This is a genomic window from Candidatus Saccharibacteria bacterium, from assembly GCA_016789455.1.
Taxonomy (GTDB): Bacteria; Patescibacteriota; Saccharimonadia; order Saccharimonadales; family Saccharimonadaceae; genus CAIJKY01.
The window spans coordinates 502,484-527,881 of record JAEUQU010000002.1 but is presented as its reverse complement, the minus strand read 5'-3'; the positions used below and the strand labels follow the sequence as shown (position 1 = coordinate 527,881).

Genomic DNA, 25,398 nt, shown 5'->3' with positions numbered 1-25,398 from the left:
CTTATGGCGCCGCATATACCATCGGATACCGGTTATCCTGGCTCGATTCATAGTCCCACGGCGCCTGCTCGCCCAACCGGAAGACCTTGTCGGTACCGGAGCTGCCGCTGCCCAGGCCGGCCTGGCCGGAGTAAGCGATGCTGTAGCTCTCGCCCGCCGCCACCGGCACCGGTTGCGATAATGTGCCGCTCACCACGCCGGCCCCAAGGCTTGCGGTGGTGGCCGAGACGCCGGTCGAAGTGTTAGTGACCGTGATGACGCCGACGGCCTGGCCTTCACTGGCGCCGCCCGCTTTGGTCAATGTCACCGCCCGTGGAGCGTTGCGGTGCGTCACGGAAACATTCCCCTCGCCCGGCCAGTTCATAAAAGGCCAGCCGTGTGCGATGTTGGCGCCGCCGGCCACGCGGTACCCCACCTGCCACATCTTGCCCAGGCCGTTGTCGTCATCGTACCAACCCACTTCCTGGCCAAAAAGCCAGCTGGCGCCGCCGTCCTTGCTCCACAGCACGGCTTCCCGCGGGTCCAGGCCGTATAAGGCACCCCCGGCTTTAGCATCGAGCGTATTGCGGCCATGCGGCCCCATCTCTTCTACCTTGGCAAAGTTCAGGTTAGGGCTCATGGCGTTGCCGCCGCCGGAGCTGCCGCCGTTGCCGGGGTTGGGGTCGGTGTTCGACAACAAAAAGGCGTAGAGCTTGCCCGCCTCAAGCGCCACCGGGTTGAACTGCACGAACTGTGACTGATGCTCATCATTCAGCCCGAACTCCGTCTTTGAGCGCTCGTAAGCCGCGCAGCCGTTGACTTCCTCCCGGGCGACGACGGTGGTGGTCGGCAGCCCTGTCGCCTCATCAACCTCAACTATGCGGCCGTCGTACATACCGCCGTTGCCCGAACCGTAGCCGGTGCGGCCGCCCACGCAATCGGCACCTTCGCCGTTGATGGCGAAGTACCAGCGGTCAATGGTGGCCGGGCTGTTCAGGACGAAGCGGAAGGCCATGATGTAGTCATTGCTCGAAAGATTATACTGGCCCAAATGCCCTGCAGGCGAAATAGGCACGCCCGACCGGCCCGCCGGCGCCACGCCGCCCAGTCCGAACCGCACCAACTGGCTGTTGGAAGCCTGCAGGTCGTCGATGATGTCGGCTCCAGGCGAGGTCTGGCCCGACTCGGCCTCGACATTGACGGTCATGGTTGCCGCCCGGGAAACCTGTGTATATAAGCCGTACCCAAACGCCGCAAAGATGACAAAACCGGCAGCTATGGAGCCATAGCGCGAGGTCAGGCGGCGGCTGCGTATGTGAGGAAGGTGTCGTGATAGCATATTTTTTTACCCTGCGTCTTCCCTAGTATACATACATATAAATCAGCGGGCTAGTTCGACGTGGTCCTGAATCGAAAAGGCACCCGGTCGGGCCGGCGCACCAGGATGGAATCCCGCTGCGCCATGCCCTTCCGGGTGCGATCAGGCCGTACCTAGAGCAGCCGGACGGTCGGCGAGGCCGATCCGTCGATGTAGCTGTTGGCGTCGATGCGCGACATCTCGAGGAACGACAGGTCGCCCGGTCCCTCCCCGATGTGCCGGTACATGTCGGGCACCATCACGCAGCCTTGCTCATCGAGCCGCAGGGCCGACAGCTGCGGGACGGGCGACTCCTCGCCGTCCCAGCTGTCGATCCAGCCCGGGAACAGCAGCGCGGCCACCAGTACCTGGCTGCCGGCGAGCTGCTTGCCCTCCGCCACCGCGTACTCGAAGGCCGTCAGGGCCGCCATGTCGCGGTACGCCAGCGGGTCGAAGCCGACCCAGTGGACACCGGGGTCATGCCGGTAGACCGGACTGAGACGGAGGCCGCTGGTGGCCAGTCCGTGCCACTCCAGTCCTCGCTTGGGCAGTCCGTCCGGGTCAGTGATGAGCTCCCAGAGTTCGTCGAAGGTCCAGTGCAGCGCCTCGGTTGTGCCGTGGCTTGGCAGGCTGACGTTCAGCATCAGCACTTCACTGCTGGTGGTCGGCATGAAGCCGTCCGGCACCTGCAGCTCGTCCAGACCGGTCAGGCCCCAGCCGCGCTGCTCGTTCAGGAAGGTCACCAGCTCAAGCTGCTTGCGGGGCGGGACGTACCAGGCGGGGGTAACGTATAGAACGCTCACGGGGATTCCTTCCATGGTTGGGTGCAGAGTCCTATATATAGTATAGCATAAAAACTATAATAAAGCAATATAGTCACTCTTGCAGCCGTCGTGTGGCGCCTCTGCTATAATGCAAAGCATGAACAAACCCCTTGTGGTCTACGTCAGCGGTGCGCCTGGCTCCGGCAAGACGACCCTTGCCAAACTGCTTTCAGAGCAACTATATGTCCCCCACGTCTCCAGCGATCTTGTCCATGGCGGCATCGAGCTATCCGGCAACACTGAGGCCCGGCAGAAGACGCTCCATGAGGTCTTTGTGCCGCTGATGATCGCCATGGCGGAAAAAGGGCTCAGCTTCGTCGTCGAACACGTGCTGCAGCGTGGCATCTCTGAGGCGGATATCATTGATAAGCTGCGTCCCCATGCGGTTATCGTCAATATCCATACGCAGACAGCCGACCCCATCGGGCGATATGTGGCGCGCGTCACGGCCAGTGAACTCCCAAGCATCCAAAGGCGACGCGAGCATCTGCTGGCTCTCGCCGAGCCGCATACCCGCAACTTGCCGTTGACCAAAGAGCCATCAGACCTGGGCGTGCCGGTGCTAAGCGTGAACACAGATGACGGTTACGAGCCAAGCTTGGCAGACGTACTCGCATTCATAACGGAACAGTACAGGCCATAATGCTCAGCGCCGTCTTCCAGATACTGCCGCTTATCCTGATCTTTTTGGTCGGCTACGGCCTGAAGCGCGCCAGGTTCCTTTCGTCAGATGACGGCAGCACGCTACTGAAGCTCATTTTCTACGCCGGACTGCCCGCCCTGATCTTTACCTCCATCCTCAAGGTAGAGATGACCGCCGAGGTACTGCTGCTCTGTCTCTTGACGCCTGTCATTGTCGGCATCAGCCTGCTGGCACTCTTCTTTGTGCGGCGCTCAATGCTGCATGCCCTCAGTGGCAAGACGTTCGGCTCTCTTCTGGCCGGCGTCGTCATCATGAATACCGGCTTTTTGGTGCCCTTCGTCGAGCGGGTCTACGGCGCCGAGGGTCTGGCGCGGCTGGTGGTCATCGATGCGGTCAATGTGCTGATTACCTTCAGCCTGGTCTATGCCATCGTCGTCAGCCTGGGAAGCAAGAAGCCGAGCGCGTCCTTCATCGCCAGGAAACTGTTGATTTCGCCGCCGCTCTGGGCAATCGTCCTGGCACTGATTTGTAAGTTTGCCGATATCACGCCGCCGTTCCTGATCGTTGAGGCGCTGTCCAATATTTCCAGGCTCGTCGGGCCGGTCATCCTGATCGCACTTGGTCTGAAATTTACGCTACACATCCATAATACGCGGCTGCTGCCGGTGCCGCTGGTGCTGCGGTTCGTGCTTGGCGGCATCATCGGCTATGCCTTCGTCAAGTTGACGGGCCTGCAGGGGCTGGATGCGCAGATTGCCATGTTCGCCAGCATCGCGCCCATCGGCTTCAACTCGATTACGTTTGCCGAACTCGAAAAACTGGACGTCGAGTTTGCGGCGTCGCAGGTGTCGCTGGCTCTGCTGATGGCGCTGGTGGCGGCGCCGTTCATCGTCCACTTTTTGCCGGGGTTGTAGGCTACGGGTAGACGGTGCAGCTGATGGTGTCGAGCGGCAGGATGCCGCGTGTCTCGTAGTGTGCTATGGCGATTGGCGGATATTTGGTGAATAGTTCGCCCGCTTTGGCCATGCCATCCAGCTCATCTTTGGTGACCCAGCGTATGGAAGGGTGTGCGGGGGTTGGTGTCGCTTCACCGCCGATGATGCGTGCGCTGAATACCGGCCCAGAGACATTATAAAGTGGCGTCACACCTTGATAGACACCCACCAACCCCGTCAGCTCCACATCATACCCCGATTCCTCTTTCGCTTCGCGGATGGCGGCAGCAAACAGCGTCTCATGCGCCTCTACGCGTCCGCCTGGCAGGTTGAAGAGGCCTTCGCGGCCAGGCTTGCTCTCCTCGACGAGCAGAAACTTATTATCTTTGATGATGAGGATGTCGACGACGGCGTGTTCGATGAGGACGGGTTCGTTCATGTACGAAGTATAACAAATTGTAAAATCACAGAATAATGGTACAGTAATGGCGCTGACGAGTGTCAGTTCCCCTATGCCGAGGAGCTCTAAGATGGATACCTTCCGGATCAACGAAATTCTGCGCGACTGCATGGGCAACGTTGACGACAACCAGCAGGCGCTGCCTGGCCCTGTGGTCGTCGATGTCTGGCAGCTTGTGGTGCTGCAGCCAGAGCGCGTGCGCGCCCACGCCGCCGAAATGGTATTATCGATCCGCGAACGCTGGAAGGGCTCGACCGCGATGATGAACGCGCCCGGCAGCTGGTGGGCATGGGCTGGGTCTGCAATGATGGCTACCGGCCCAGGAAGTGATGCCAAGGCGTCTGTTCGGGGGATGGGGTGTGCTGCGGCGCACTCCTTTCTCATTTTTATTATGATAAAGTGAGCCATATGTCTAAAAGAAAAATAGTTATAACTGCAATCATCCCAGGAATACTTATCGGCTTAGCATACGGTGCGCTATTTTTCATCAGTACATCTGGCGGCTACCCGGTGGTGAAGTGGCCGGGAAAAGATGGTCGGACGGTGGACTCAGGTCAAAGCTCTCCGTCTGTGATCGAAGCAAGGGATCGTCTCAAAAATATCACCACCAGCTAGACGTTACCGCAAGGCTGGACAAAAGAACAAATATCAGAAACTCAGCTACAACTTGCGATACCAAGTGAATGGGAGGCTGCCACGATTAGTAATCCTGAGCCAGATTCAAGCTTGGCAGACACTACTTATCAAACTGTAGTGCGTAATCCAGAAAAGCCCAGAGAAATTTACGTTTCTATATTGAACTACAGAAAAACTTTTAAAGAGATGACTGAAGAAGTTGAGAAAAGCCATACCGGCGATGACGGCGCGATAATTAGCAAGCCTACTGGCTATAAGATCAACATTCGCAACAAGGATTCATTTACATTGAATGGCAGGCCGGCGATGCGGTATGAAACTGAAAAGCGATTGCCTTCACAAACAGATATTACGCGCTACACAGTTTACTTAGTGCGGGGTAAAGAATTCGTGTACATGCTTGATGTCAATGCGGATGCCGTCAAAATGGATGACACGGAAATCATAAAATATATCTCTGCGGAATAGAAAACACTCCATCGTGCACGAAGGAGTGTTCACAAACGTTTCTGTGCGCTAAAGTACCAAGTCTTTCAGGCAGACTTCTCGCCTCTTGCCCGCGGCGCACCCGCAGGGTTTTTACAAACGTCAGGACCGCGACCGCAGTACTGCTTTCTTTTGATCCATCAGCTGTCCTTTTCACGATTCACGCGCCCAGGCATATTTTTGCTCGTTTCGGGCCGGATGAACGCTTGCGCTTGGCAAGAGGACGTGACGGGTGTATCCGGCAAACAGTTACCCGCAGGCGGCGACCCACACCCTACCGCCATCCCGTCCAGAGGCTGCCCAAGGTTTCCCCAGGAATCGCTTAGACCGTCAAGCAAATAAAGTATGTCCTATCCGCATCTACCACCCTCTGCAGTACCTTTGAGATTATCTTAAATACTGGGTGGCGTCACACTGTCAGAGCTTATCTCACTCCCCGTGCACCAGGTTTTGATTATTGCCGATGCGCGTACTGCTCTCGCAGCGACCGCGCGGCTTTAGTCCTGCATAGCAACTTATTAAGCTACTAGCGGGTAACTGTTTACCGAATGGTTACAAGAGAAATCGTTTGTTGCTTTCAATGTAGCACAGATTTTCATTTTTGTCAAGAGTTGCCAAATGAAATGTACTAATTTCGAATTGCTAGGTATACTTTCAAGCAGTAATGAACTCTGCAAAAAAGTCAAAAAAGAAAACGTTGCCTAAGTACTGGAAAATCGTTATCGGTCTATTTGCGGTTGGTGTAGGGTTGCTGTTGCTGGGTACGGTTGGCAGTGACTATATTAATTGGGCATACACGGTCGTATTTTCTCCTCCACCTTGCGTGGAAGATCCAGGCGGACCTACGGATACTTGCTGGAGACATGAACCTGGACCGATACAAATTACCCCGCACAGGCTAGTTATGTGGCTGGCTGGTTACGCAAGCATCATTCTAAGTCTAGTACTGGTGGCTGCTCAATTCTTTCACTATCTAGCGGTGAGCATTTTACGATTGATACGGTCTCAATCGCGAAAATGAGGTTACTGCCAGGCGGCCAAAATCACTGACCCGACTGACATGACCACCAGGAAATACGCGCTGTTCAGCCACAAAAAATCCCAACTCCGCCGCGAGTACAAAGTCACCCCGACCGTCGTGGCCGTCACTAACCCCAGCCAGATGAGCAGCCCGGCTGCCAGTCCATCAATGATAGTGGCGACATGCAAGGAATTAAGGACGATGGCCAGCGTATACGCCTGGACGGCCGCAGAGATGGCAACTGCAACGATAGCCCGGCTAGCCTCTTCCTGGGGCATCTTCAAAATGTTGATGCCGGTGTACTTATTCCATTGCTTGGCAAACCCGGCCGGCGAATACCACCAGGCCCCCACTGCCACGTATACCAGCCAGACTGCTGCCACCGCCAGATAATTGATGCCGCTAAATTCCAACATAGCCAACCCTCCGTATGAATGTCTTTATTGTGGCGCTAGAATGGCCGTGCGTCAACGGTCGCGCAGCGCGTCCCAGCCTAGCAGCAAGGCGACCGAGAGGAGCAGCAGCAGGTCGAGGTTGGACGGGCCGAGCACGATGGCGACGTAGAGGCAGAGCGGTATGAATAGTGCCGCCAGCTGAGCAGCGGCCACAAGATACGCGCGGGGTACAACTTGCTTGAGCATCTTCAATGAGAGCTTGCGCGCCCCCGCCGCCAAAAATATCACCAGCGTCAACAGCACGATACAGAGTGTCAGAAAGACGAAGCGATCTACCGGCACCCGATACTCATAATCACCGGCAAGGTCAATGGCGGCAGCTCCGAGCATCCAGGTGACGATGGCGAACTTGCCAAATGCGGCTGATTGCTTGTGGCGGCTCAGGGCAAGTAGCAGCGGAAAGACTAGTAACGAAACATAAAACATCATGCCTGCCCGTCCGATGTATCTGCCGGTGTATAGACAAAATCAAGCATCTTCTGGATCTTTTCGGTTATTTCCACTTTGCCATACGCTTCCAGGAACATCGGCCCATACCCAGGGCCAAGGTTCCGCTGCAGGCTCCAGATGGCATCAGCGATGTCGTCTTCCGGCAGGCTGGAGGTCAACTTGCCAAGGTCGATGTGGCCGCGGTTGCCGGGCGCGGTGCAGAGTACGTTGAGCATGGCCATGTCGCCGTGCGTCACGACGGCGTTGGGCCTGGTCTCGTCCGCAAAGAGGTCGCGCACTGGTATGTCGTGGTAGTCTCGGGTGGCTGCGGCAAACTCCTTTACTAAAGTTTCCACCGGCCACTCGCCCATCCATTCCACCAGGTTCTTGCCGGGTACGGCGCTCATCAACAGGCAATCCCGGCCTTTGAGGGTGGTGAAGCCGATGACTTCGGGTACGGATAGATACGGCTGCAGCCTGATGATGTTATCGTGCTCGGCTTGCAGCGCATCGGACATTTTCAAGTAGTATGTCACATTGGCCGACCGGACGGCATACACTTCGTCCTGGGTGCCATGCGCATGCCGGTCGGCGACGGTAACCTCCCCAAGTTGCGCCCGCAGCCACTCCAAGACTGCTGCGGAGGGGCCGCTCATACCCCGCCCAGCTGAAACTGCTCAATGACTTCATAGGTCAGCATCGGCTCGCGGCCGGTCTTCACCAGCCGGAAATCCTCAATGCGCTGCGTCAGCTCCAACGGATGCGCCGCCACATACTCCTGGTATGGCGCCAACGCCACTGGCTCACCGATGAAACGTGTCAGTGAACTATGGATGATGGTCGGCGGCTGCTTGGCACCTTCCGGCAGCGCCACCCGCTCCATGAACTGGGTACGGACGGACTGGAACTGTCCCCCGTCCTGGCCCGTCAGGATGATGGTATTGGGCATGACGCGCAGCTCGTTAAAATGTACCTCGAACGGCCTGACGCTATCGGTAATAGCGCGGAAGGCGGCAGCGTACTCGTCCTTGAGGCTTTCGTAAAGCTCCTGCTTGTTGATACCGCCGTAGTCAAACAGCGGCGCCACCCAATCCAGCACGGTGATGTGCAGCTGGTCGGCACCCATGAAGTACAGGTTGTCGCCGGTAGCCTGCCGCAGACCTTCGAGCCACGCAAGGATGAGCTGCGTGTTCTCATCAGAAAAAGTGGTCTGGATGACGTAGCCAAGGTGCTCCTGGCCGATCCAGGTGACGGGGGTGGATTGTTCTGGTTGCATGCAAACATTGTACAGGAAAGACGGTGCTACAATTAAGCCATGTCCAATACAGAACGCTTCAGGTTGCTCGCAGCTGCCTACATCATTATCCGTAAAGAAAATAAAGTCCTTCTGCTCAAGAGGGCGAACACGGGCTATCAGGATGGCAACTATGGTTTGCCGGCCGGCCATCTCAATGGCGGCGAGCTGGCAACACATGCCGCTGTCCGTGAGGCAAAAGAAGAGGCCGGCGTCGTAGTCAGACCTGAAGACGTACGGCTCGTATTCACTGACCACCGTCTGGATACCGGCATCAGTCCCGAGCGCATAGAGTTGGTTTTTGAGGCGACGAAGTGGGAGGGTGAACCGTTCAACGCCGAGCCTGAAAAATGTGATGACCTTTCCTGGTATGATCTCGGTGACCTACCTGAAAATATGATTCCATTGGTACGGGCCATCCTTAACAGCATCGCTCGAGGTGAGATATATGCAGAGCATGCCTCAGAGTTAGAATAAGCTTGTGTCTGATCTTGCCATCCTTCCCTTTCCATCTAGACAAGCCTTTTATAATTGGCTCCTGGCCAACCACCGTATCGAACCCGGTGTGCGACTCCGCATCTACAAAGTAGCCTCCGGCCAACCGACCATCACTTGGGCTGAGGCCGTGGAAGTGGCCTTGTGTTTCGGCTGGATCGATAGCATCAAGAACAAGTACGATGAGGTCAGCTACCTCCAAAAATTCGGGCCGCGGCGGCCGCGCAGTATATGGTCGCAGATCAACTGCAATACAGTTGAGCGGCTGATTAAAGAGGGATTGATGCAGCCCAGCGGCCTCGCCCAAGTAGAGGCGGCAAAAGCTGACGGGCGCTGGGATGCCGCCTACGCCTCGCCTAAGGATATGCAGGTGCCCGAAGATTTTATAAAGCTTTTAGCTGAGCACCCCAGGGCGCATGCCTTCTTTGACACGCTCAATAAGACCAACCGGTATGCCATTGCTTTCCGTCTTCAGACGGCTAAGCGGCCCGAGACGCGTCAACGGCGGATGGAGGTGTTCTTGCAGATGCTCCTCGATGGCAAAAAGTTCTACTGATACGTGGTTTTATTATGCCTGCCATTGCAAGCTGGAATAAGCGCAAGCATTATTGACTTAATATTAAAAATATGCTATAATTATAGTAGATGTCACTCATACGGAGTGGCACCGAACACAGGAGTCATCATGGGAAACCAGCGCGTCGGGCTCGAGCCGTTCAACATCATCGCCACCAACCTGGAGGCGGGATGGACGACCTTCGATCCCCGCGGCTACATCGAGTCGGTCACCATCGCCAGCGCCAACCTGGCGTCCCGGCTGGAGGCCGCCCAGGAGTTGACCAGCAAGACCTGGCGCGGCTTCCTGGCCATCCTCTTCACCGTCACGTACGGTCAGGTGGACGATGGGCTGTCTGGTGAGCTGCTCTCCATCCTGCGCGAGAGCGCCGACGGCTTCGTGGCACGCGAGCGCGTCATCGGCCTGCGGGCCGACGCCCTCAGTGAACCCGAGGGCGACGCCGTCCACTTCTGGGGCGCGGTCCTCGAGATCCTCGCCGGCCAGAACCAGCAGGCGCGCAGCATGGCCATCCAGCAGATGCTGCCCCGCCTGGCGAAGTCGATCGACCCCACCGCCTGATGCACTTCTCCCGGACCGCGCGCATACGCCGCGCGCGGTCCGGGACCGACCACCGCCCTGCAGCTGTAATGCTGAAGGGCGCTGGCTGGTAACGGTACATAGGGATCTTGACAAAAACCCACACTAGTTTTAAATGAAGGTATGATACCGGCCCCCTGTGCTGGTACGGACATCGAGGAGTCTGTCATGACAACGCCTGTCGCGGGTCTGCACGAGTTCGAAGTGATGGCGGTCAACGTTGAGACGCAACCGTTCGTGTATCGTCATGAGGGCTGCCCGCAGGCCCGACTGGTAGCGAATGCGGAGCTGTCGCTGCGACTGGCTGCCGTGAGCGGACTGAAGCGGCTGCGGGACTGGCGCGGCATGATCGCACTGTTCTACACGGCCATGTATGGGATGCTGCCGATCGAGCTGCTTGAGGAAGTGCGCGGCCTACTGGTGTATCAGACGCTGGAGGAGGCCGTCGCGCACGCTGCCCGCTGCCGCAGTGAAGCTATCGGTCAGGATGCCCCTGTCGAAGTACTGTGCACCTGGCAGGGCCTGACGGGCATGTTGGACGCCGGGCATGATTCCCGTCGTGCGATGATCGCCCTCATGGTGCGGCAACAAGCACACTATCCATGATGCCGGTGTCACACCCGGACCGTGCCGCCAAGGTACGGTCCGGTTTTTCTTGTAGCAGTGTTCTTGGGTCGATGGCTTGTCTCATTCCCCCATTTTCCTTATGCTAGTAGGGACTATGAGCAGACTCCCGACACCCGGCCAGGATGAAGGCACCTGGGGCACTATCCTCAACGATTACCTTGCTGTCGAGCACAACGCCGACGGCTCATTAAAGCGCGCCGGGCAACCGGGCGGCCTGGCGACGCTTGATGGCACCGGCCAGGTGCCGTCGGCCCAGCTACCATCCGTCATGCACACCTCTGGCAATGAGACGGTGACAGGTGCCAAAGATTTTACCGGCGGCATTACCGTCAACGGTGAACCCATCGTCACTGATGCGATGCTCGATACCGCCCTGACCGAAGTGCCGGCCAATTCCCTGCTGACCGCCAAGGGTGATTTTTTCGTAGCGACAGCTCCGGGCGTCGTCACCCGCCTGGGGGTTGGCTCGGACGGCCAGATACTGCAGGCGGATAGCGCCCAGCCGGCCGGCCTGGCCTGGCGCAGCAGCGCGGAGAATACCCGGGTGAGCGGCCTGGCCGGCGATGGCGCAACCGACGACGGGCCGCGCATCCAAAGCACGCTCGACGCCATTGGCAAGACGGGCAATCATTCGGTGGAGGTTATGGTGGAGGCGCCGCCGAACGGCGTCATTTATATCAACAGTACGGTGCAGGTCCAGAGCAACAACACCATCCTGCGCTTTGGTTCGCCGCTGAGTTTCGGGCCGCTGGGGCGTATCCGTATTCAGGGCGAGGCGGCTGAGACACCGGCCACCGGCAAGCCTTTTCTCACGGCCGACTCGCTGGAAGGCTCGACGACGCTTACGCTGAACAATGTGGCGCCGTTCTCCGTCGGCAGCTACATCCTGCTGCGCGGCGCCCGTGATGCCACCGGCAATCCTACCCGCGAACAGAAGGAATATCACAGCGTCGCCAGTGTCGCCGGCAATACCCTGACCCTGACTGAGCCGCTCGGTGATGACTTTCTGGCCTACAATCCCAATCCTGACGCGCCTGCCGGCACCTCGCATGAGTCGCAGGTCACCCGGGTCATCAGCAGCCTGGTGTCGGCACCGGCGGTGCGCGGCGACCGTACCGTCACGGTGCTCGATACCAGCATCTTTGCTGCCGGCGATATCGTCCAGGTGGCCGATGATACCCATACCACCAAGCCTGATGGCACCATCGAGACCAGTAATTATAAGCACCGTGAGATCGCCGAAATCAAAGAGATAGTTTCCGGCACGGAGCTGCGCCTGTCGCACGCGCTGTACCACACCTATGACATGCCTGCCCTGGCACGTGTCATCAAGCTGCAGCCGGTGCGTAATTCCCGGATTCAGGACGCTTCGGTCACCTGGAGCGCCATGTCGCTGGTGGGCAATGCGTTTGAGATAAAGTATGGCGTCCAATGCGCACTGCTTAACTGTTCCGTATCCGGCGACGGTGCCCATACCAAGTCCTGGAAGAATCAGGCCTTCCGCCTTTCCGACAGCTATATGTGCCAGACCAGCCAGTGTTATGCCGCCAACCCGGCGGTAACCGGTTCTGGTAACGGCTATGGGGCGACACTCTACGGCGCAACCAACTGCATGGTGCGTGATTGCCGTTTCTCTTCGCTGCGCCATTCAGTACTGCTCTTTAACGGTGCAGCCGGCAATACCATCACCGGCTGCGTGTCTGAGGACTGTTGTATATCAGACTATGACTTGCATGGCGCCGAATGCATCGACAATCTCTTTAGCGGCTGCACGGCCATCGGCGGCGACTCAGCTGCGGATGACGGCTCGACCAACAAATCCGCCTGCAAAGCCGGCAATACCAGCCATGCCGACGGTGATTTCAATAATGTCTTTACCGACATGCTGATCGTCAACTACGGCGGTGCTGCCTTTGAGGTGGTGCCGAGTAGTGCCAATAACGGTTTCCGTGACAGCCGCGTCAATGGTGCCCAGACCGGCGTCAAACTGGTAAGTATCTCCAGTAACACCGGCCTGCTTTCGACCGATAACTTCGTGGATAACGTCGATTTCGCCGACATCACCGGTTCGCTTACCAACGTCAACGGCAGTATCGCCGGCACGATGGTGCGCGGCCTGGTCATCGCAAACTGCCGGTTTACCAGGGCTGTGACCGGACTGGTCATACAGAACGCCCAGAAGGTGCATCTGCGCCGCAATGAGTTCTACGACCCTGCCCTGCCGGCTGGCACCTATGCTATCACCGCCAACAATGTCAGCGGCTTCTCCGCCAAGGGCAATGACATTTCCGGCTGTGTACGCGGCGTCAAGCTGACGGCCAGCCCGGCGGCGCGGGTATACGGCAACATCATGCACGATCTGACTGAGACCAATGTCTTTGAGGACGCCGGCGGTAACGACAACGCCCTCTTTGTCCGCAATGAAATCTACGGCTTTACGCCGATTACCTCTGTCAGTGGCACCGGGCCCAGTACCGGCGGCGTGACCGATATCCACCCTGCCTATCAGCCGGATGTCCCGGCCCGGCACGGGTTCGTCGAATGGAACTACGACCCGGCCATGGCGGGCTCGGGCTCGGGTGCGACCGGTAATGTTTCCGGCACATTGTACCTGATGAAGATATCCAGCCAGACCGGTGGGACGGTGTCGAACATCCTGGCAACGGTCGGCACGGCCGGCAGCGGCCTGACGGCGGGCCAGAACTTCGCGGCTCTCTACGATGATGCCGGCAACCTGCTGCAGCGCACCAATGACCAGGCGGCCAACTGGGCGGCTACCGGCCTGATGAGCATGCCACTACAGAGTCCGGTGACGCTGCGGGCGGGCCGGGACTACTTTGTAGGGTTGCTGGCTAATGGCACGACAGTGCCGCTGTTTGTGGCGACCGGTGCTGGCGGCGGCGTGACCACGCCTAACTCCGGCCTGGCGGCAAGCAGGCGCCGCTTTGCCACCAACACCACCACCGGGCTGACGGCCATGCCAGCGAGCATCACACTGACCAACAGCGGTGCGCGCACGTACTGGGTGGCATTGTCCTAGCAAATAAAAATAGCCCTGTTGCAGGACGGTATCTATGTATTATAGCACACTTTTTATAATAAAGCAATAGCAGCATCACGTCCAAGCTGTGCTACTCTGTAAGCATATGCATATAGCCTCGCAAATTGCCAAATTAGGCATAGAAACGTCGTTCGAAGTGGCCGCGGCCGCTTCTGATTGGTCGCATAAGGGCCATAAGGTCTACCCGTTCCATATTGGTGATATCAACCTGCACACGCCGTATAACATCGTCGAGGCGGTCACCAAAGCGATACGTGACGGATACACCGGGTACTGCCCTGGTGCCGGTATCATCCAGCTGCGGATGGCCATGGCCGAGGAGATCGGCCGCAAGTGGGGCGCGCCCTACGAGCCGGAAAACGTCTCTATCCAGCCGGGCGGCAAGCCCGTGGTCGGCAAGTTCCTGGAAGCGGTCATGGAGCCTGGTGACGAGGTGCTCTATCCTAATCCTGGCTACCCGATTTATGAATCGCAGATAGAGTTTCAGGGCGGCATCGCCGTGCCTTACGGCTATATCGAGACCGAGAAGGGCTTTGCGCTCGACCTGGAGAGCATGCGGCGCGCCATCACGCCACGCACCAAGATCCTTGTCTGCAACAATTATCACAACCCCACTGCCGCCCGCTCGAGCCGCGCCGAAATGGAGGCGGTGGCCGAGCTGGCCATCCGGCACAACCTGATGGTGCTGAGCGATGATGCCTACTACGAGATACAGTACGATGAGCCGGCTGATTCCATCGTGACGCTGCCGGGCATGCAGGAGCGGACGGTCATCCTCTATACGTTCTCAAAGCGCTACGCTATGACGGGTTGGCGCATCGGGGCAGCTATCGGCCCCAGGAAAATCATCGATATCATCAATAAGCTTAATTCCAATGCCGAATCCTGTACCTCGCACTTCATCCAGTGGGCAGCCATCGAGGCCCTGACCGGCAGCGAGACCGGCCCCAATGACATTCTGGCCGAGCTGAAGCGGCGGCGTGATGCGGCGGTGGCCGGCCTGAATGCCATCGATGGCATCTCGGTGGCGGCACCCAGCAGTTCGTTCTTCCTCTTCCCTAACGTCACCAAGATTATGGAGCGCAAAGGCATCACCGACGTCAACCTGCTCATGGACCTGGCGCTCAAGCAGGCCGGCGTCTCCTTCTGTACGCACAAGCACTTCGGGCGGCCGCGGCCGGAGGATACCCAGTCGTACATCCGTATCGCCTATTCGGGCATCGATGTCGAGGATATCCACTTTGGCATGGAACGGCTGAAAGAGTATTTTGAATCGTAAGCGTAAGCACGTATAATCAGGTCCATATGGAAGAAGTTCAAGCCCGTCTCGACGCACACAAAAAACTGCTCAAAGAGAAAGCCTCCAAGCTGTTGGGCTATCCGGAAAGCATGCATTTCGACTACAAGCCGTTGTATGCATTCATGGACTACAACATCGATAACCTGGGTGACCCGTTCTCGGATCTGATCTATGGCGTCAACTCCACCGGTTTTGAGCGTGAGGTCATCGAGTATTTCGCCAAGCTGTACCACATCCCGATGGAACGGGCCTGGGGATATGTGACCTCCTGTGGCTCCGAGGGCAACCTGTACGGGCTGTTCTTGGGCCGCGAGCTCTATCCGGATGCCATCCTGTACTACTCGGCCGACACGCATTACTCAGTCGCCAAGGCCGGGCGTCTGCTGAATATGTCCAAGGTGGCCATCGAATCGCAAAGCAACGGCGAGATTAATTATGAAGCGTTGGAGCGGGCCATCCTGCTGCATCCGCTCAATCCGGTGGTTATCTGCGCCAATATCGGCACTACGGTGACAGGTGCGATTGATGACGTCGATAAGATCGTCGAAATTCTGAAGCGCAATAATATCAAGAATTTTTACATCCACTGCGATGCCGCGCTTTCTGGCATGCTGCTGCCGTTCATGGACGACGCCCCGCAGATCAGTTTTGAAAAGCCGATTGGCAGCGTCTCAATCTCAGGACATAAGTTCATCGGCGCGCCGTACCCGTGCGGCATCGTCGTGGCCCGCAAGGAGCATGTGGAGCACATCCAGACGCAGATTGAGTACATCGGCGCGCTCGATGACACTATCGGCGGTTCGCGCAACGGCCAGGCACCGATCTTCCTGTGGTATGAACTGCAGACGCGTGGTGCTAACGACGGCTTCCGTAAGGAAGTGAAGCGCAGCCTGATGTTGGCCGATTACCTGTATTCTGAACTGAAGAAGATGGGCTATCCCTGCGCTAAGAATCCGCACGGCATCACCGTCGTCTTCAAAGAACCGTCGGAGCAGATGATCCGCAAGTGGAGCCTGGCGCGGCAGAATGGCCGGGCGCATGTCATTACGGTGCCGTCAGCCAGCCGCTCTAAGATTGATGCTTTTTTGAAAGATCTCAAGGCTGAGGTGGCCGCTGCCAATGGGCAGTAATTTTTGCTACAAAATGACACACATTCATTGACAAACCTGGCCATAACGGTTAAGCTAACAAGCACAGGTTAGTGAGTAAAAAGAAAAAAGAGTAAAGAGAGAGAAGAAATGAAGAAGTTTGAGGTACCCTCATTCCGCCGTTCTACGGCTGTAGTTATTGCCGCCGCAGGCTTGGTCCTGCTGGGTGGTGTCACTGTCAAGGCCGTGCCGACATCAGACCTGACACAAACTATCAACCCGGGCACGCTGGTTACCAACATCCTGGATGGCAGCCGTGTCAGCGTGCCGTCGCCGACATTTGCCATGAGCGCCAAAAGCCTGTCGCTTGATTGCCAGACAGGCGGCAACGCCTCGACCGGCACGTTCGGTAGCGCTTCGCAGCGGGTATATGTGACCAACGGCGATGCAGCCGACAACGGCTTTACGCTGACGGTCGCAGCGACCAGCGGCGTCACCTCCACCTGGGCGAACGGTGGTGCGACCAGCCGGATCGACTTCAATGACGTGACCGGATCGACCGCAGGATGTGCTGATGGTGCGGATACCGATACTGTAGCAGGACAACTCACTATCGATCCAAGCGTCAGTACGCTGGTGACAGATTGTGCCAGCTGTACGGCTACCGGTGTTACCAAGGGTGCCTCCGCCTCCTTTGCCCAGGGAACCGTCGATAGTATCACCCTGCTGAACGCCGGCCCTACCAGCAACGATGTCTGGCGCGGCTACCTGACTGGTGCCGGACTAAGCCAGACCATTCCTGCAGAAACCGCATCAGACAGCTACACCTTGAACCTAACCCTGACAGCCACTGCTCAGTAATCACCAGGCAGTAGAGAGGAACTCCATGACCGGAACATCACTGACATCACTCGCACTTGCCTTCACTCTGGCGCTCGTCGTATCGGCGCCAGCCGGTGCTGTCGAGTCGGGTGGTGTCGGTGGGAAGCCGGCCAACCCGCGATCGGATAATCCGCGCTCCCAGTCAATCTTTATCCATGAGATCCAGCCAGGCCGTACGGTGCAGGATGCCGTACAGATTATCAATAATACCGATGATGTGAAAAAGGTCGACGTCTATGGCGTCGATTCGCAGGTTTCAAGCGGTGGTGCCTTCGCCTGTGCGCAGAAGGCTGACGTTGCCACCAATGCCGGCGAGTGGATTACCGTGGAACGCACGACCGTCGACGTAGCCCCAAAGAACAAGGCGACGGTGCCGTTCACCATCACGGTGCCGGAAAACGCTGATGTCGGCGAACATAATGCCTGTATCGCCTTTCAGGCTGCAGACCAGGTGCCACAATCCGCCGGCAATGGCATTACTCTGAGCTTCCGCAGCGCCATCCGTGTCGTCGTGACGGTGCCGGGTGACATCAAGAAAGAACTGACCATCAAGGGGCTGGATGTTGAAGAAAAGAATAACGAAGTCATTGTCACCCCTACGCTGAAGAACACCGGTAACGTCTCGCTCGATACCAAGCTTGAAGTCGGCCTGCAGGGTCTCTTCGGATCCCAGACTGACGGCGGCACGTTCCCTGTCCTTAATGGACGCGAAGCGGAGAACGGCTTCAGTTTTGCCCGACCGTTCTGGGGCGGCTGGTATTTGGCGCGCGTCAGCGCCTCCTATGTGTCTGACCCTGCCGTGTCGCTGGGTGAAGAGACCGAGCCGGACAAGGTGCTGCAGACCAGCTCGACCGTTTTCATTGCTCCCGCACCGGCCGCTGCCGGCATCATGATCGCCAGCTTGGCCGTGTTGGCTGGACTTATCACCTTCCTGATACGCCGCCAGCGGGATCGTGCCGAAGAGCGCCAATCCGCCATCAAGTACCGCGTTGAGCGTGGTGACGACATCCAGTCTGTCGCCAGTGAGCATGGCGTCAACTGGAAGACGCTAGTGCGCCTCAACGACCTCAAGCCGCCGTACACGCTCCGTCCTGGCCAGCATATCCGCATTCCAACCAGTGCGTCACGTTCCCAGTCGCGGCGCCGCAAAGGATAGCCGATGCGGATGAGCATGACGCTGCGACGGTTTGTGAGGGCCGGTGTGCTGCTCGTTCTTTCCGTCGTGGTCGGAGCCGTGGGGTCTGTGCCGCCCGTACAAGCTCTGACCCATGGTGACGGCATGCTTGTCTATGGCGAGGGAACGCAGACTGTTCCCCGCTTCCGATTGTGGGATGAAGTGGGAAGTGCCTGGGGAGCCGAAAGCTCAGGCACGACGGCGGCTGCCAGTATGCGCCACGTAGTCAACCGTGCCTCGCCGGTGCGGAATGAGATCATCGCCGGTTATCAGACCACTGGCGGTGTTTTGTATATTCAGCGCTGGAACGGCTTTGCCTGGACGGCCGAATGGAATGTGACCATCGGCAACGGCAACCTGCCCCGGTTCGATATCGCCTACGAACAGAGCTCCGGCGAGGCGGTGGTCTTATACTCGACCAATACGGCCACCAATAATGAGTTGGCGTACAGGGTATGGAATGGCAGTGCCTGGACTGCGGCCACGACGATGTCGTCTGCCAGGACGGCCGGCACGGTAGACGCCGTTAAGATGGCGTCGCGCTCTGGCAGTAATGACCTTGCGGCCGCTTGGGGCGATACGGCCTTCGACCTTTCCGCCAACTACTGGAACGGTGCTACGAACCTCTGGCAGACCGAGCCGACAGCCGCACTCTCCACCAACTTGTCCAAGGTAGGTACGGCTACGACATTGACCAACCGTTCATTTGATCTGACCTTCGAAAGCCTGTCGGGCGAGCTGATGATAGTCTGGGGTAATGATGCTGTGCTGGACCTGGTGTATGCCACGCGGGGAGCTGGTGCTGGGGGTGCCTGGACGGCCGCGGTTACCAATACCGCCTTCGCCGAGGAACCGACCGATGTGGAGTTGGCGGCCGAACCGGGTACGGACTATATCGGCTATGCCGCCTCAACCGATAACGGCGCCGACGCGGACGCCGGCATATGGACCGGCTCAGCCTGGGGCAACCTCAGAAACTATGACCAGACCATCGGCACTGTCGGAGCCGGCACTAATAATAACTCGGCGGAGTGGGTACAGTCCGGTGGGCAGTCACGGCTGGTAATTTCGTACGAGGACTCTAACGCCGTGGGGGTGGACTGGGTATTCTTCAACAAGAACACTGGCGCTTGGACGACGGCCACCACCGATTTCACCACGACGCCCCGCCCCGCCACCGGCGATGACAAGCTCCACCGCATGCAGGGTAATCCCCATGATCGCTCAGAGCTGATGCTGACGATCATCGATAGCGCCGGCGACCTGTTCGTCAAGCGACTTAATTTTGATGGGACGAACCTGACCTGGTCAAATACCGAGGGCGCAGCCGCGCTGGAGACGACGATTTCTTCGACCACCGGCTTCGCCGCCAACTTTGCCTACAATGCCTATATTCCCTCTGGCTCGCTCGGCATGAACATTGTCGATGGCAGCGGTGCCGGTATTGCCAGCCCTGGCATTGTCATGCCCGCCAAGACGCTCAGCCTGGACTGCCAGACGTCGACGGGTTCGCTGGGCACCGCTTCACAGAGGATACGCATCACCAATAACACCGGCACGCCCACTTGGACGGCGTCGGTAGCTGCCACGGCCGGCAGCTCGGCCTTATGGACATCTTCGAGTGACCAGTACGACTTCAACGACGGTGCCGGTTCCCCGGCCGGTTGCGGTGCCGGCTCGGATGGCGACACCAAGGCCGGCCGGCTAAGCGTCAATGCCTCAGCCAGTGTCCTGACGCCACAGACTAACTGCACCACCGATGGCATTACCAAGGGTGCGGCAGCCTCTTTTAATGAAAACGTCACTGATAGTGTCACTCTGCTGACCGCCGACACTACTGCCATGTATGAGTGCTACTGGGACCTTACCGGCGTGGCGCTGGACCAGACCATACCCCCTCAGCAAAGTACCGGCACCTATAATTTCAACTTAACAGTAACGGTGGTAGCAAACTGATGAAAGCAATCATAGCAACACTTTTGGTCGTCGGCGTGGTCACCCTGCCGCAATTGGTGCGGGCGGACTCGTCGGCGACACTGCAGATGCGGATCGTTCCGCGCGAATGTATCGTCGAGTCAGTTGATGATGGCGGCGGAGAGCGCCAGTTCCTCTCTCCGGAGGATTGCGATGATCTGCTGAATCCTGAGCCTGAGACGCCTGGCGGCCAGCAGCCATCTGACGGCGATACGCCGGTGGCTTCCGAAGATACGCCGGAGCCTGCTCCTGCCGTAGCGCAGACCGTGGCCGCGCCTGGCGCTGGTGACCCTGGCCCTCCACCGGCAGCCGGTCCGGTCGTATCCGCAGAAGAGGCATCGGATTTGGTGAACGGCAACGGCGGACCGGGGTCGGCAGCTGCGGCAATCGAACGGACAGTGGCCTCCTGGCTGCGTAGCAGCAGCACGGTCATCCAGCCGGCTGCGCCATATGCCGTCAGTGGCATGCTAGGGGTGGCGGCGTTGGTGGTGGTGGATGCCGTACTCTTTGAGTTTACGCACGTCCGCCGGATTTTCGAGGCTTTGAACCAGTCTTCTTCTGCAGTGCGACGTTCCGTTCGCCGACCTTAAGCAAGGCAAAGTAGGTCAGGCCGATCATCACTATCAGCATGCTGCCGATGAGCCCTATGAACAGCGTTCCAAATCGTCCGGCAGGCTCATTGTCGTAATCGGCATTGCCTTTATATTCCATAATCCATTGCCGGCCGGCTACGCCGAACGTGTCAGTGCGCCGGAGTGTCATTTCGTTGGAGTCATGCCAGTTGGCTGTTTTGAACAGTTCAATCTTCTCGTTAGGGTCAACCATGTCAGTTTCACTGATGCGCAAGGCCAGCTTATGCAACGTATTACCCTCAAAGAGAGCATCAAGCAGTTGATCCGTATGGAAGGTTATGACGACGAAGCTTTTACCGGAGGTGTCGACGGGCAATGTCATGAAAAAACCGGGCTCACCGGAAGCAAGCACCAGCGGCGGACTGGCAACGGGATGGTTGAGTACTCGTGCGGCAGCATAGGTCTGGCGCCGCGCAGGCGTTGAATACAGATCGAAATTAATGGCCGGGGCTACATTGGTGGCCCGCAGGTAACGCGTAATCATGAGGTACTCTGGGCGGTCCCCTCCCGGACTGATGCTATAGTCGGCACCGGATTGTGGCTGCATGCGCATGGCTGCCTCAAACTTCAGCTTGGCGTCATGCGGGACCGTTTCGGCGATAAAGACCATGCTGATGCCCTTGTAACGGCCAAAGATGTTTTGCTCTCGGAAGTATTGTTCCCACTCTTTCTGCGTCACCTCCCGGCTGCCATGCACAAAAGACCGGCCCTGATATAGCAGATCGGCATATTGCTGAAGACTGCGCTTGAACCGCTCGTTCGCATCGTTGGCATCCTGGCTGAAGGCGTCGGCGCTGCGCGTAGAGATGCGCTGTTGGGCAAAAGAAACTGCGACGGTGGTTAGGAGCACGATGAGGAGGCAGAGCCAGAATGTCAGCTGCCGTGCCAGGCGGCGGCAGCCTTCCGTGACCATAACCTTTTTCATACACCACAGTATAGCATGTACGGTGTGGCTATTATATCCTCCGCCCCTATTGAAGGGCGCATGTCACCTGGATGGCAACATGCGCCGTGGCCTTACGCCACCGTTGTCTGGACGGCAGGTTCGGCCGTGGGGGCATGGACGCTATTGGTCCTGCGCAGCTTGTCCCACCCGTAATTTCGGCCCATAAGGATCCGCAGCATGCCGGCGTACAGCAGATAGACACGCAGCGGCTCATAGACCAGCCGGTATACCGGCACGAACAGCAGGTGCCACCAGCTCTCCTTGAGCATGGCGACGGCAGCACAGGCGACGATGAAGTGCGAGCCTGCGACGAAGAGTGCGAACAGCGCGATACTCTCCCAGTTGCCGTTGCTGACGCTGATGAAGAACGACAGCACCATCAACGGCATGAACACTAGCGGCACCAGCAACGACAGCATGGCATAGGGCAGCACCAGCATGCCCAGCCAGCCGTAGCGCGGGTTGAGTACCATCCGCCAGTGCTTGCGGAAGGCCTGCGTGTTGCCGTACGACCAGCGCAGCCGCTGCTTTGACAGCTGCCTGATGGTTGCCGGTGCTTCGGTCCAGGCGATGGCGCGCGGCTCCTGTACCACCCTGTAGCCAAGACGGCGGAAGTTCAGCGTCATATCGCAGTCTTCCGCCAGGGTGTCATGCGAGAAGCCACCGGCGAGCAGTACGGCGTTACGGTTCCAGCACGAACAGCAGCCGGGTGCGATGGCAACTGCACCCAGCTGGGCCTCGGCCATGCGGGTCACGCCGATGCCGGTCACGTAGTCGACGCTTTGCCACATGGTGAGGATGTTGCTCAGCAAGGCACCCGGGATGGTCCGTGCAAGGACCATGGCGAAGGCCCCGGTTGAGAGGGAGTGGTCGCGGCGCAGCCGGACGGCTTCCTGCCAAGCGGACTGCAGGTTGTCGCGGTTGCCAACCTTGACGACGCCGGCGACAACGCCGATGCCTGCTTCATCCATGCGGCGCGCCAGGACGCCGATGGTCTGCCGCTCAAAGATGGTGTCGCCATCCATGGTGACCACTATATCGCTCCTGGCCGCGGCGAATCCGGCATTGAGCGCGACGGCCTTGCCGCTGTTGGGCTGTGTCAGGACGCGTAATCCTGGCTGACGGCGCTCGTAGGCGCGGAGCAGCTCCAGGGTGGCGTCGCTGGAGCCGTCATCTACGACGATGACATCGAGGTTGCGGTGGGTGCTGCCAAAGACGGAATCGAGGGTCTTCTCGATGACGCCTTCTTCGTTCCAGGCCGGTACAACGACGCTGATCAGCCGGTCCGGGTCGGCGGACAGGTACCGATAGCGCTGGTAGCGGTGGTAGTTGACCAGCGCCAGCCCCAGGTAGAGGACGTACAGGCTGGTCATGGTGATGACCGCAAACCAGAACAGGAAATACAGTAGGTGCTCAGGCAGCACCAGGATGCCCTGGAAAAAGCCGAGGACTGAGCGGTCGGCCAGTGTCGGTCCGATATTCTTGACGGGCTGGCGGGCGGCAGGCAGGATGGGTGCCAGGGTTGAAAAGCTGTAGCCCTGGTTTCGCGCCTCGTCAATCAGCCGTTGCAGCATGACGACGGTGCCGGAGCGGTCGCCGCCGCCGTCGTGCAGCAGGGCGACGTGCCCCATGCCGTCGAGCGGGGGCAAGGCGGTGGCGTGCATGTCCTGTCCGGGCGCATACGCCCAGTCGAGCAGGTCGTACGTGAAGTCGATCTGCATATAGCCCAGCTGTTGTCCGTAGAGCACGGCAAGCGGCTTCTGGGCCGGATCGCCCCGGGGGACGCGCCAGATACTGGTGGCATAGTCGCCGGCGGCACGGATGACGTGGTCGGTGACGATCAGCTCCTGGCGGTCCCAGACGGCATCATGCTCGTAGAAGTCGGCATGGGTGAAGGTGTGGCCGCCAATCATGTGCCCTTCACGGATGATGCGGGCGACCAGCTCGGGGTGTTTGACGACATTCTCGCCGATGCTGAAAAAGGTGGCCGGCACGCCGTTGCGCGACAACACGTCCAGGATCGCTGCCGTGTATGTCGGATCAGGGCCGTCATCGAACGTCAGCATCAGCGTCTTCTCGGGGATGGCGCCGGTACGGTCGATGACGTATTCGCTGTCGCCGACCAGCTCATACTCCCATTCTTCGAGCGGCCGGATCGGCTGCCCGCTGAACGGTTCGATGAGGTACGCCTGACTGCCATCACGGCGGACCTGCGCCACCTGGGTCAGTGGTGCGTTGCCGCCTTCCGAGAGTTCGGGGAGTGCGCCCTGCCGAAGGCGCGCGGTGATTTCCTTGGGCAGGCTGCTGCTGGTGTTGCCCAGCTGGTTCTGGATCGGAGCAAGCGCGTCAGGCACGACGACTGCCAGGTAGACCGTGGCCAGTATGGCCAGCGTCAGCCAGGTAATGAGTACCCTGCGCCAACGCCGACCGGTACGGTCAAAGAATACCGGCACGCCGAGACTGAGGACGCCAGGATTTTCCTGGGGTCGCATGCTTCGTTTCCTCCTAGGTGGACGGGTGATGAACGATGGTAAGGTTGCCAGGGCCTGAGGATAGGTCTCCATGGGTCCCTCTGAAAATTGTAGGTGCAAGGTAGCATTTGCTCTTGTGAGGCACTTCGTAGACCCTCTCTTGGAATCGGCGTATGATATAAGAGCCGGCTACGGGCAAAGAAACCGGGCATTAGTCAACCGGAACGAAAGGATCGGTGCCGTGCACAGGTTGCAGCTCTTACTCCTGCTACTGGTGGTGACGCTCGGTTGCTCGAGTGCTACCGCACCAGGTCAGCCAACGCCTGCGGGCGCTGGTAGCCAGTCGTCGTTTGCGTACCCCGTCCACTCTGGCATAAAGGCGACGATTTTCTGGGCTGGTGAACCTGCGACGCCCGCCAATGACCACATCGCCAATTTCGCCAGCGCTTGGGATCCGCTCTGGTCGGAGCACTTCGGCGGCTTTGACGACCCGAACAACCGGCAAAACAATGGTTACTGGCCGGCGGGGTTCCGCCCGCACGAGAATCCGTTCTACGCAGCACTGCCCGTGTTCGAGTTCGATGAAGAGGCACGGGTTCGTCCCGAGGTCAGCCAGATATACTGGTATGACCCGGCGCAGCCGCCGCAATGGTCCGGACCGCCCCGCTCGATCCTCAAGAACCGTTGGATCGAGGTGGAGCTAAGCGGCCGCAAGGTCTATGTGCAGCTCCAGGATGTGGGGCCGTTCGAGCTCTATGACTACCGGTATGTCTTTGGTGATAGGCCGCCGGCTGACAGACGGGCTGGACTGGATCTGGCGCCCGCCGCCGTCAGTTTCCTGACCGGCAGACAGGCAGACCTGTCAAACTGGAGCGCACTGGTCAGCTGGCGCTTTGTAGACAGATCTCAAGTGCCGCCGGGCCCCTGGCTCGACATCGTCACTACCCGGGAGATGCGCAGCTGACACCGGCCGGGCCCATGCCACAGCGTGGTTGGGTCCGGCCGTCCCTATGCCTGAAAGATTGACACTATTCCCTATTTGCTCCAAGATATGAGTAAGCATAAGAACTATAAAG

The 25,398-nt window shown here is 58.6% G+C and carries 26 protein-coding genes; 17 read left to right on the top strand and 9 right to left on the bottom strand.

Annotated elements, in window-relative coordinates; translation table 11 throughout:
• Position 1: 1 nt before the first annotated feature.
• On the bottom strand, positions 2–1,318 hold the full coding sequence (locus JNJ66_03865; protein MBL8159568.1) for a hypothetical protein: 1,317 nt from the start codon (positions 1,316–1,318) through the stop codon (positions 2–4).
• A 152-nt stretch (positions 1,319–1,470) separates the two neighbouring features.
• The gene (locus tag JNJ66_03860; protein MBL8159567.1) at positions 1,471–2,139 is read right to left on the bottom strand and encodes a hypothetical protein; all 669 of its coding nucleotides are present in this window, start codon (positions 2,137–2,139) and stop codon (positions 1,471–1,473) included.
• Between the two features lie 118 nt (positions 2,140–2,257).
• Between JNJ66_03860 and JNJ66_03855 the strand changes: the two genes are divergently transcribed.
• Both JNJ66_03855 and JNJ66_03850 read left to right on the top strand, forming a co-directional pair.
• Positions 2,258–2,803 (top strand): AAA family ATPase, encoded by a 546-nt coding sequence (locus JNJ66_03855; protein ID MBL8159566.1) that lies wholly within the window; start codon positions 2,258–2,260, stop codon positions 2,801–2,803.
• The gene (locus JNJ66_03850) at positions 2,803–3,717 is read left to right on the top strand and encodes an AEC family transporter (GenBank protein ID MBL8159565.1); all 915 of its coding nucleotides are present in this window, start codon (positions 2,803–2,805) and stop codon (positions 3,715–3,717) included. Before JNJ66_03855 ends, JNJ66_03850 begins: the two co-directional genes overlap by 1 nt.
• Before the next feature lies 1 nt (position 3,718).
• Here JNJ66_03850 and JNJ66_03845 read toward each other — a convergent pair whose 3' ends face one another.
• Positions 3,719–4,177 (bottom strand): NUDIX hydrolase, encoded by a 459-nt coding sequence (locus JNJ66_03845; GenBank protein ID MBL8159564.1) that lies wholly within the window; start codon positions 4,175–4,177, stop codon positions 3,719–3,721.
• 91 nt (positions 4,178–4,268) lie between these two features.
• Here JNJ66_03845 and JNJ66_03840 point away from each other — a divergent pair, with 91 nt between their 5' ends.
• From JNJ66_03840 to JNJ66_03830, 3 genes are all read left to right on the top strand, one after another.
• Complete coding sequence (locus tag JNJ66_03840; GenBank protein ID MBL8159563.1) at positions 4,269–4,601, top strand: hypothetical protein; 333 nt, start codon at positions 4,269–4,271, stop codon at positions 4,599–4,601.
• Positions 4,602–4,606: 5 nt separating this feature from the next.
• Positions 4,607–4,813, top strand: a complete 207-nt coding sequence (locus JNJ66_03835) for a hypothetical protein (protein ID MBL8159562.1) — start codon at positions 4,607–4,609, stop codon at positions 4,811–4,813.
• A gap of 111 nt (positions 4,814–4,924) precedes the next feature.
• Positions 4,925–5,302, top strand: a complete 378-nt coding sequence (locus tag JNJ66_03830; protein MBL8159561.1) for a hypothetical protein — start codon at positions 4,925–4,927, stop codon at positions 5,300–5,302.
• Positions 5,303–6,343: 1,041 nt separating this feature from the next.
• On the opposite strand, the gene JNJ66_03825 is transcribed toward JNJ66_03830, so the two are convergent.
• Genes JNJ66_03825 through JNJ66_03810 form a run of 4 tightly spaced genes read right to left on the bottom strand, consistent with a single transcriptional unit; the run spans position 6,344 to position 8,501 of the window.
• Positions 6,344–6,757 carry a DUF1761 domain-containing protein gene (locus JNJ66_03825; GenBank protein MBL8159560.1) on the bottom strand — a complete coding sequence of 138 codons (414 nt, stop codon included), beginning with the start codon at positions 6,755–6,757 and terminating at the stop codon, positions 6,344–6,346.
• Between the two features lie 51 nt (positions 6,758–6,808).
• On the bottom strand, positions 6,809–7,225 hold the full coding sequence (locus JNJ66_03820) for a hypothetical protein (GenBank protein MBL8159559.1): 417 nt from the start codon (positions 7,223–7,225) through the stop codon (positions 6,809–6,811).
• Positions 7,222–7,881, bottom strand: coding sequence for a hypothetical protein (locus JNJ66_03815; GenBank protein MBL8159558.1), 660 nt, complete (start codon positions 7,879–7,881; stop codon positions 7,222–7,224). The genes JNJ66_03820 and JNJ66_03815 overlap by 4 nt, the downstream gene beginning before the upstream one ends.
• Positions 7,878–8,501, bottom strand: a complete 624-nt coding sequence (locus JNJ66_03810; GenBank protein ID MBL8159557.1) for a hypothetical protein — start codon at positions 8,499–8,501, stop codon at positions 7,878–7,880. Before JNJ66_03810 ends, JNJ66_03815 begins: the two co-directional genes overlap by 4 nt.
• A gap of 39 nt (positions 8,502–8,540) precedes the next feature.
• Here JNJ66_03810 and JNJ66_03805 point away from each other — a divergent pair, with 39 nt between their 5' ends.
• The 11 genes from JNJ66_03805 (at position 8,541) to JNJ66_03755 (ending at position 20,863) form a co-directional block, all read left to right on the top strand.
• Positions 8,541–8,996, top strand: coding sequence for an NUDIX domain-containing protein (locus tag JNJ66_03805; GenBank protein MBL8159556.1), 456 nt, complete (start codon positions 8,541–8,543; stop codon positions 8,994–8,996).
• Between the two features lie 4 nt (positions 8,997–9,000).
• Positions 9,001–9,570, top strand: a complete 570-nt coding sequence (locus JNJ66_03800) for a YdeI/OmpD-associated family protein (protein MBL8159555.1) — start codon at positions 9,001–9,003, stop codon at positions 9,568–9,570.
• A gap of 24 nt (positions 9,571–9,594) precedes the next feature.
• Positions 9,595–10,149 (top strand): hypothetical protein, encoded by a 555-nt coding sequence (locus JNJ66_03795; protein ID MBL8159554.1) that lies wholly within the window; start codon positions 9,595–9,597, stop codon positions 10,147–10,149.
• A 186-nt stretch (positions 10,150–10,335) separates the two neighbouring features.
• Positions 10,336–10,773 carry a hypothetical protein gene (locus tag JNJ66_03790; protein ID MBL8159553.1) on the top strand — a complete coding sequence of 146 codons (438 nt, stop codon included), beginning with the start codon at positions 10,336–10,338 and terminating at the stop codon, positions 10,771–10,773.
• 115 nt (positions 10,774–10,888) lie between these two features.
• Entirely contained in the window at positions 10,889–13,834 is a 2,946-nt protein-coding gene (locus JNJ66_03785; protein ID MBL8159552.1) for a right-handed parallel beta-helix repeat-containing protein, read from the top strand.
• Between the two features lie 106 nt (positions 13,835–13,940).
• The gene (locus tag JNJ66_03780; GenBank protein ID MBL8159551.1) at positions 13,941–15,134 is read left to right on the top strand and encodes an aminotransferase class I/II-fold pyridoxal phosphate-dependent enzyme; all 1,194 of its coding nucleotides are present in this window, start codon (positions 13,941–13,943) and stop codon (positions 15,132–15,134) included.
• Between the two features lie 26 nt (positions 15,135–15,160).
• Positions 15,161–16,285, top strand: coding sequence for a histidine decarboxylase (locus tag JNJ66_03775; protein ID MBL8159550.1), 1,125 nt, complete (start codon positions 15,161–15,163; stop codon positions 16,283–16,285).
• A 108-nt stretch (positions 16,286–16,393) separates the two neighbouring features.
• On the top strand, positions 16,394–17,104 hold the full coding sequence (locus JNJ66_03770) for a hypothetical protein (GenBank protein MBL8159549.1): 711 nt from the start codon (positions 16,394–16,396) through the stop codon (positions 17,102–17,104).
• Positions 17,105–17,129: 25 nt separating this feature from the next.
• On the top strand, positions 17,130–18,281 hold the full coding sequence (locus JNJ66_03765; protein ID MBL8159548.1) for a LysM peptidoglycan-binding domain-containing protein: 1,152 nt from the start codon (positions 17,130–17,132) through the stop codon (positions 18,279–18,281).
• Between the two features lie 9 nt (positions 18,282–18,290).
• Positions 18,291–20,255 (top strand): hypothetical protein, encoded by a 1,965-nt coding sequence (locus tag JNJ66_03760; GenBank protein ID MBL8159547.1) that lies wholly within the window; start codon positions 18,291–18,293, stop codon positions 20,253–20,255.
• Positions 20,255–20,863, top strand: coding sequence for a hypothetical protein (locus JNJ66_03755; GenBank protein MBL8159546.1), 609 nt, complete (start codon positions 20,255–20,257; stop codon positions 20,861–20,863). Before JNJ66_03760 ends, JNJ66_03755 begins: the two co-directional genes overlap by 1 nt.
• Here the strand turns inward: JNJ66_03755 and JNJ66_03750 are convergent.
• Positions 20,787–21,830 (bottom strand): CHASE domain-containing protein, encoded by a 1,044-nt coding sequence (locus JNJ66_03750; GenBank protein MBL8159545.1) that lies wholly within the window; start codon positions 21,828–21,830, stop codon positions 20,787–20,789. The genes JNJ66_03755 and JNJ66_03750 overlap by 77 nt on opposite strands.
• Before the next feature lie 92 nt (positions 21,831–21,922).
• A complete protein-coding gene (locus JNJ66_03745; protein MBL8159544.1) occupies positions 21,923–24,343 on the bottom strand; it encodes a glycosyltransferase in 2,421 nt (806 codons plus the stop codon).
• Positions 24,344–24,563: 220 nt separating this feature from the next.
• Between JNJ66_03745 and JNJ66_03740 the strand changes: the two genes are divergently transcribed.
• The gene (locus JNJ66_03740) at positions 24,564–25,286 is read left to right on the top strand and encodes a hypothetical protein (protein ID MBL8159543.1); all 723 of its coding nucleotides are present in this window, start codon (positions 24,564–24,566) and stop codon (positions 25,284–25,286) included.
• Positions 25,287–25,398: the final 112 nt, after the last annotated feature.

What these genes read in the sequence shown, in the direction of transcription:
- JNJ66_03750 (MBL8159545.1), bottom strand. Translation starts at nt 21,830, where the DNA reads ATGAAAAAGGTTATGGTCACGGAAGGCTGCCGCCGCCTGGCACGGCAG.
- JNJ66_03805 (MBL8159556.1), top strand. Translation starts at nt 8,541, where the DNA reads ATGTCCAATACAGAACGCTTCAGGTTGCTCGCAGCTGCCTACATCATT.
- JNJ66_03825 (MBL8159560.1), bottom strand. Translation starts at nt 6,757, where the DNA reads ATGTTGGAATTTAGCGGCATCAATTATCTGGCGGTGGCAGCAGTCTGG.
- JNJ66_03850 (MBL8159565.1), top strand. Translation starts at nt 2,803, where the DNA reads ATGCTCAGCGCCGTCTTCCAGATACTGCCGCTTATCCTGATCTTTTTG.
- JNJ66_03835 (MBL8159562.1), top strand. Translation starts at nt 4,607, where the DNA reads ATGTCTAAAAGAAAAATAGTTATAACTGCAATCATCCCAGGAATACTT.
- JNJ66_03840 (MBL8159563.1), top strand. Translation starts at nt 4,269, where the DNA reads ATGGATACCTTCCGGATCAACGAAATTCTGCGCGACTGCATGGGCAAC.
- JNJ66_03815 (MBL8159558.1), bottom strand. Translation starts at nt 7,881, where the DNA reads ATGAGCGGCCCCTCCGCAGCAGTCTTGGAGTGGCTGCGGGCGCAACTT.
- JNJ66_03785 (MBL8159552.1), top strand. Translation starts at nt 10,889, where the DNA reads ATGAGCAGACTCCCGACACCCGGCCAGGATGAAGGCACCTGGGGCACT.
- JNJ66_03855 (MBL8159566.1), top strand. Translation starts at nt 2,258, where the DNA reads ATGAACAAACCCCTTGTGGTCTACGTCAGCGGTGCGCCTGGCTCCGGC.
- JNJ66_03745 (MBL8159544.1), bottom strand. Translation starts at nt 24,343, where the DNA reads ATGCGACCCCAGGAAAATCCTGGCGTCCTCAGTCTCGGCGTGCCGGTA.
- JNJ66_03770 (MBL8159549.1), top strand. Translation starts at nt 16,394, where the DNA reads ATGAAGAAGTTTGAGGTACCCTCATTCCGCCGTTCTACGGCTGTAGTT.
- JNJ66_03810 (MBL8159557.1), bottom strand. Translation starts at nt 8,501, where the DNA reads ATGCAACCAGAACAATCCACCCCCGTCACCTGGATCGGCCAGGAGCAC.
- JNJ66_03790 (MBL8159553.1), top strand. Translation starts at nt 10,336, where the DNA reads ATGACAACGCCTGTCGCGGGTCTGCACGAGTTCGAAGTGATGGCGGTC.
- JNJ66_03775 (MBL8159550.1), top strand. Translation starts at nt 15,161, where the DNA reads ATGGAAGAAGTTCAAGCCCGTCTCGACGCACACAAAAAACTGCTCAAA.
- JNJ66_03760 (MBL8159547.1), top strand. Translation starts at nt 18,291, where the DNA reads ATGAGCATGACGCTGCGACGGTTTGTGAGGGCCGGTGTGCTGCTCGTT.
- JNJ66_03845 (MBL8159564.1), bottom strand. Translation starts at nt 4,177, where the DNA reads ATGAACGAACCCGTCCTCATCGAACACGCCGTCGTCGACATCCTCATC.
- JNJ66_03765 (MBL8159548.1), top strand. Translation starts at nt 17,130, where the DNA reads ATGACCGGAACATCACTGACATCACTCGCACTTGCCTTCACTCTGGCG.
- JNJ66_03865 (MBL8159568.1), bottom strand. Translation starts at nt 1,318, where the DNA reads ATGCTATCACGACACCTTCCTCACATACGCAGCCGCCGCCTGACCTCG.
- JNJ66_03780 (MBL8159551.1), top strand. Translation starts at nt 13,941, where the DNA reads ATGCATATAGCCTCGCAAATTGCCAAATTAGGCATAGAAACGTCGTTC.
- JNJ66_03755 (MBL8159546.1), top strand. Translation starts at nt 20,255, where the DNA reads ATGAAAGCAATCATAGCAACACTTTTGGTCGTCGGCGTGGTCACCCTG.
- JNJ66_03820 (MBL8159559.1), bottom strand. Translation starts at nt 7,225, where the DNA reads ATGATGTTTTATGTTTCGTTACTAGTCTTTCCGCTGCTACTTGCCCTG.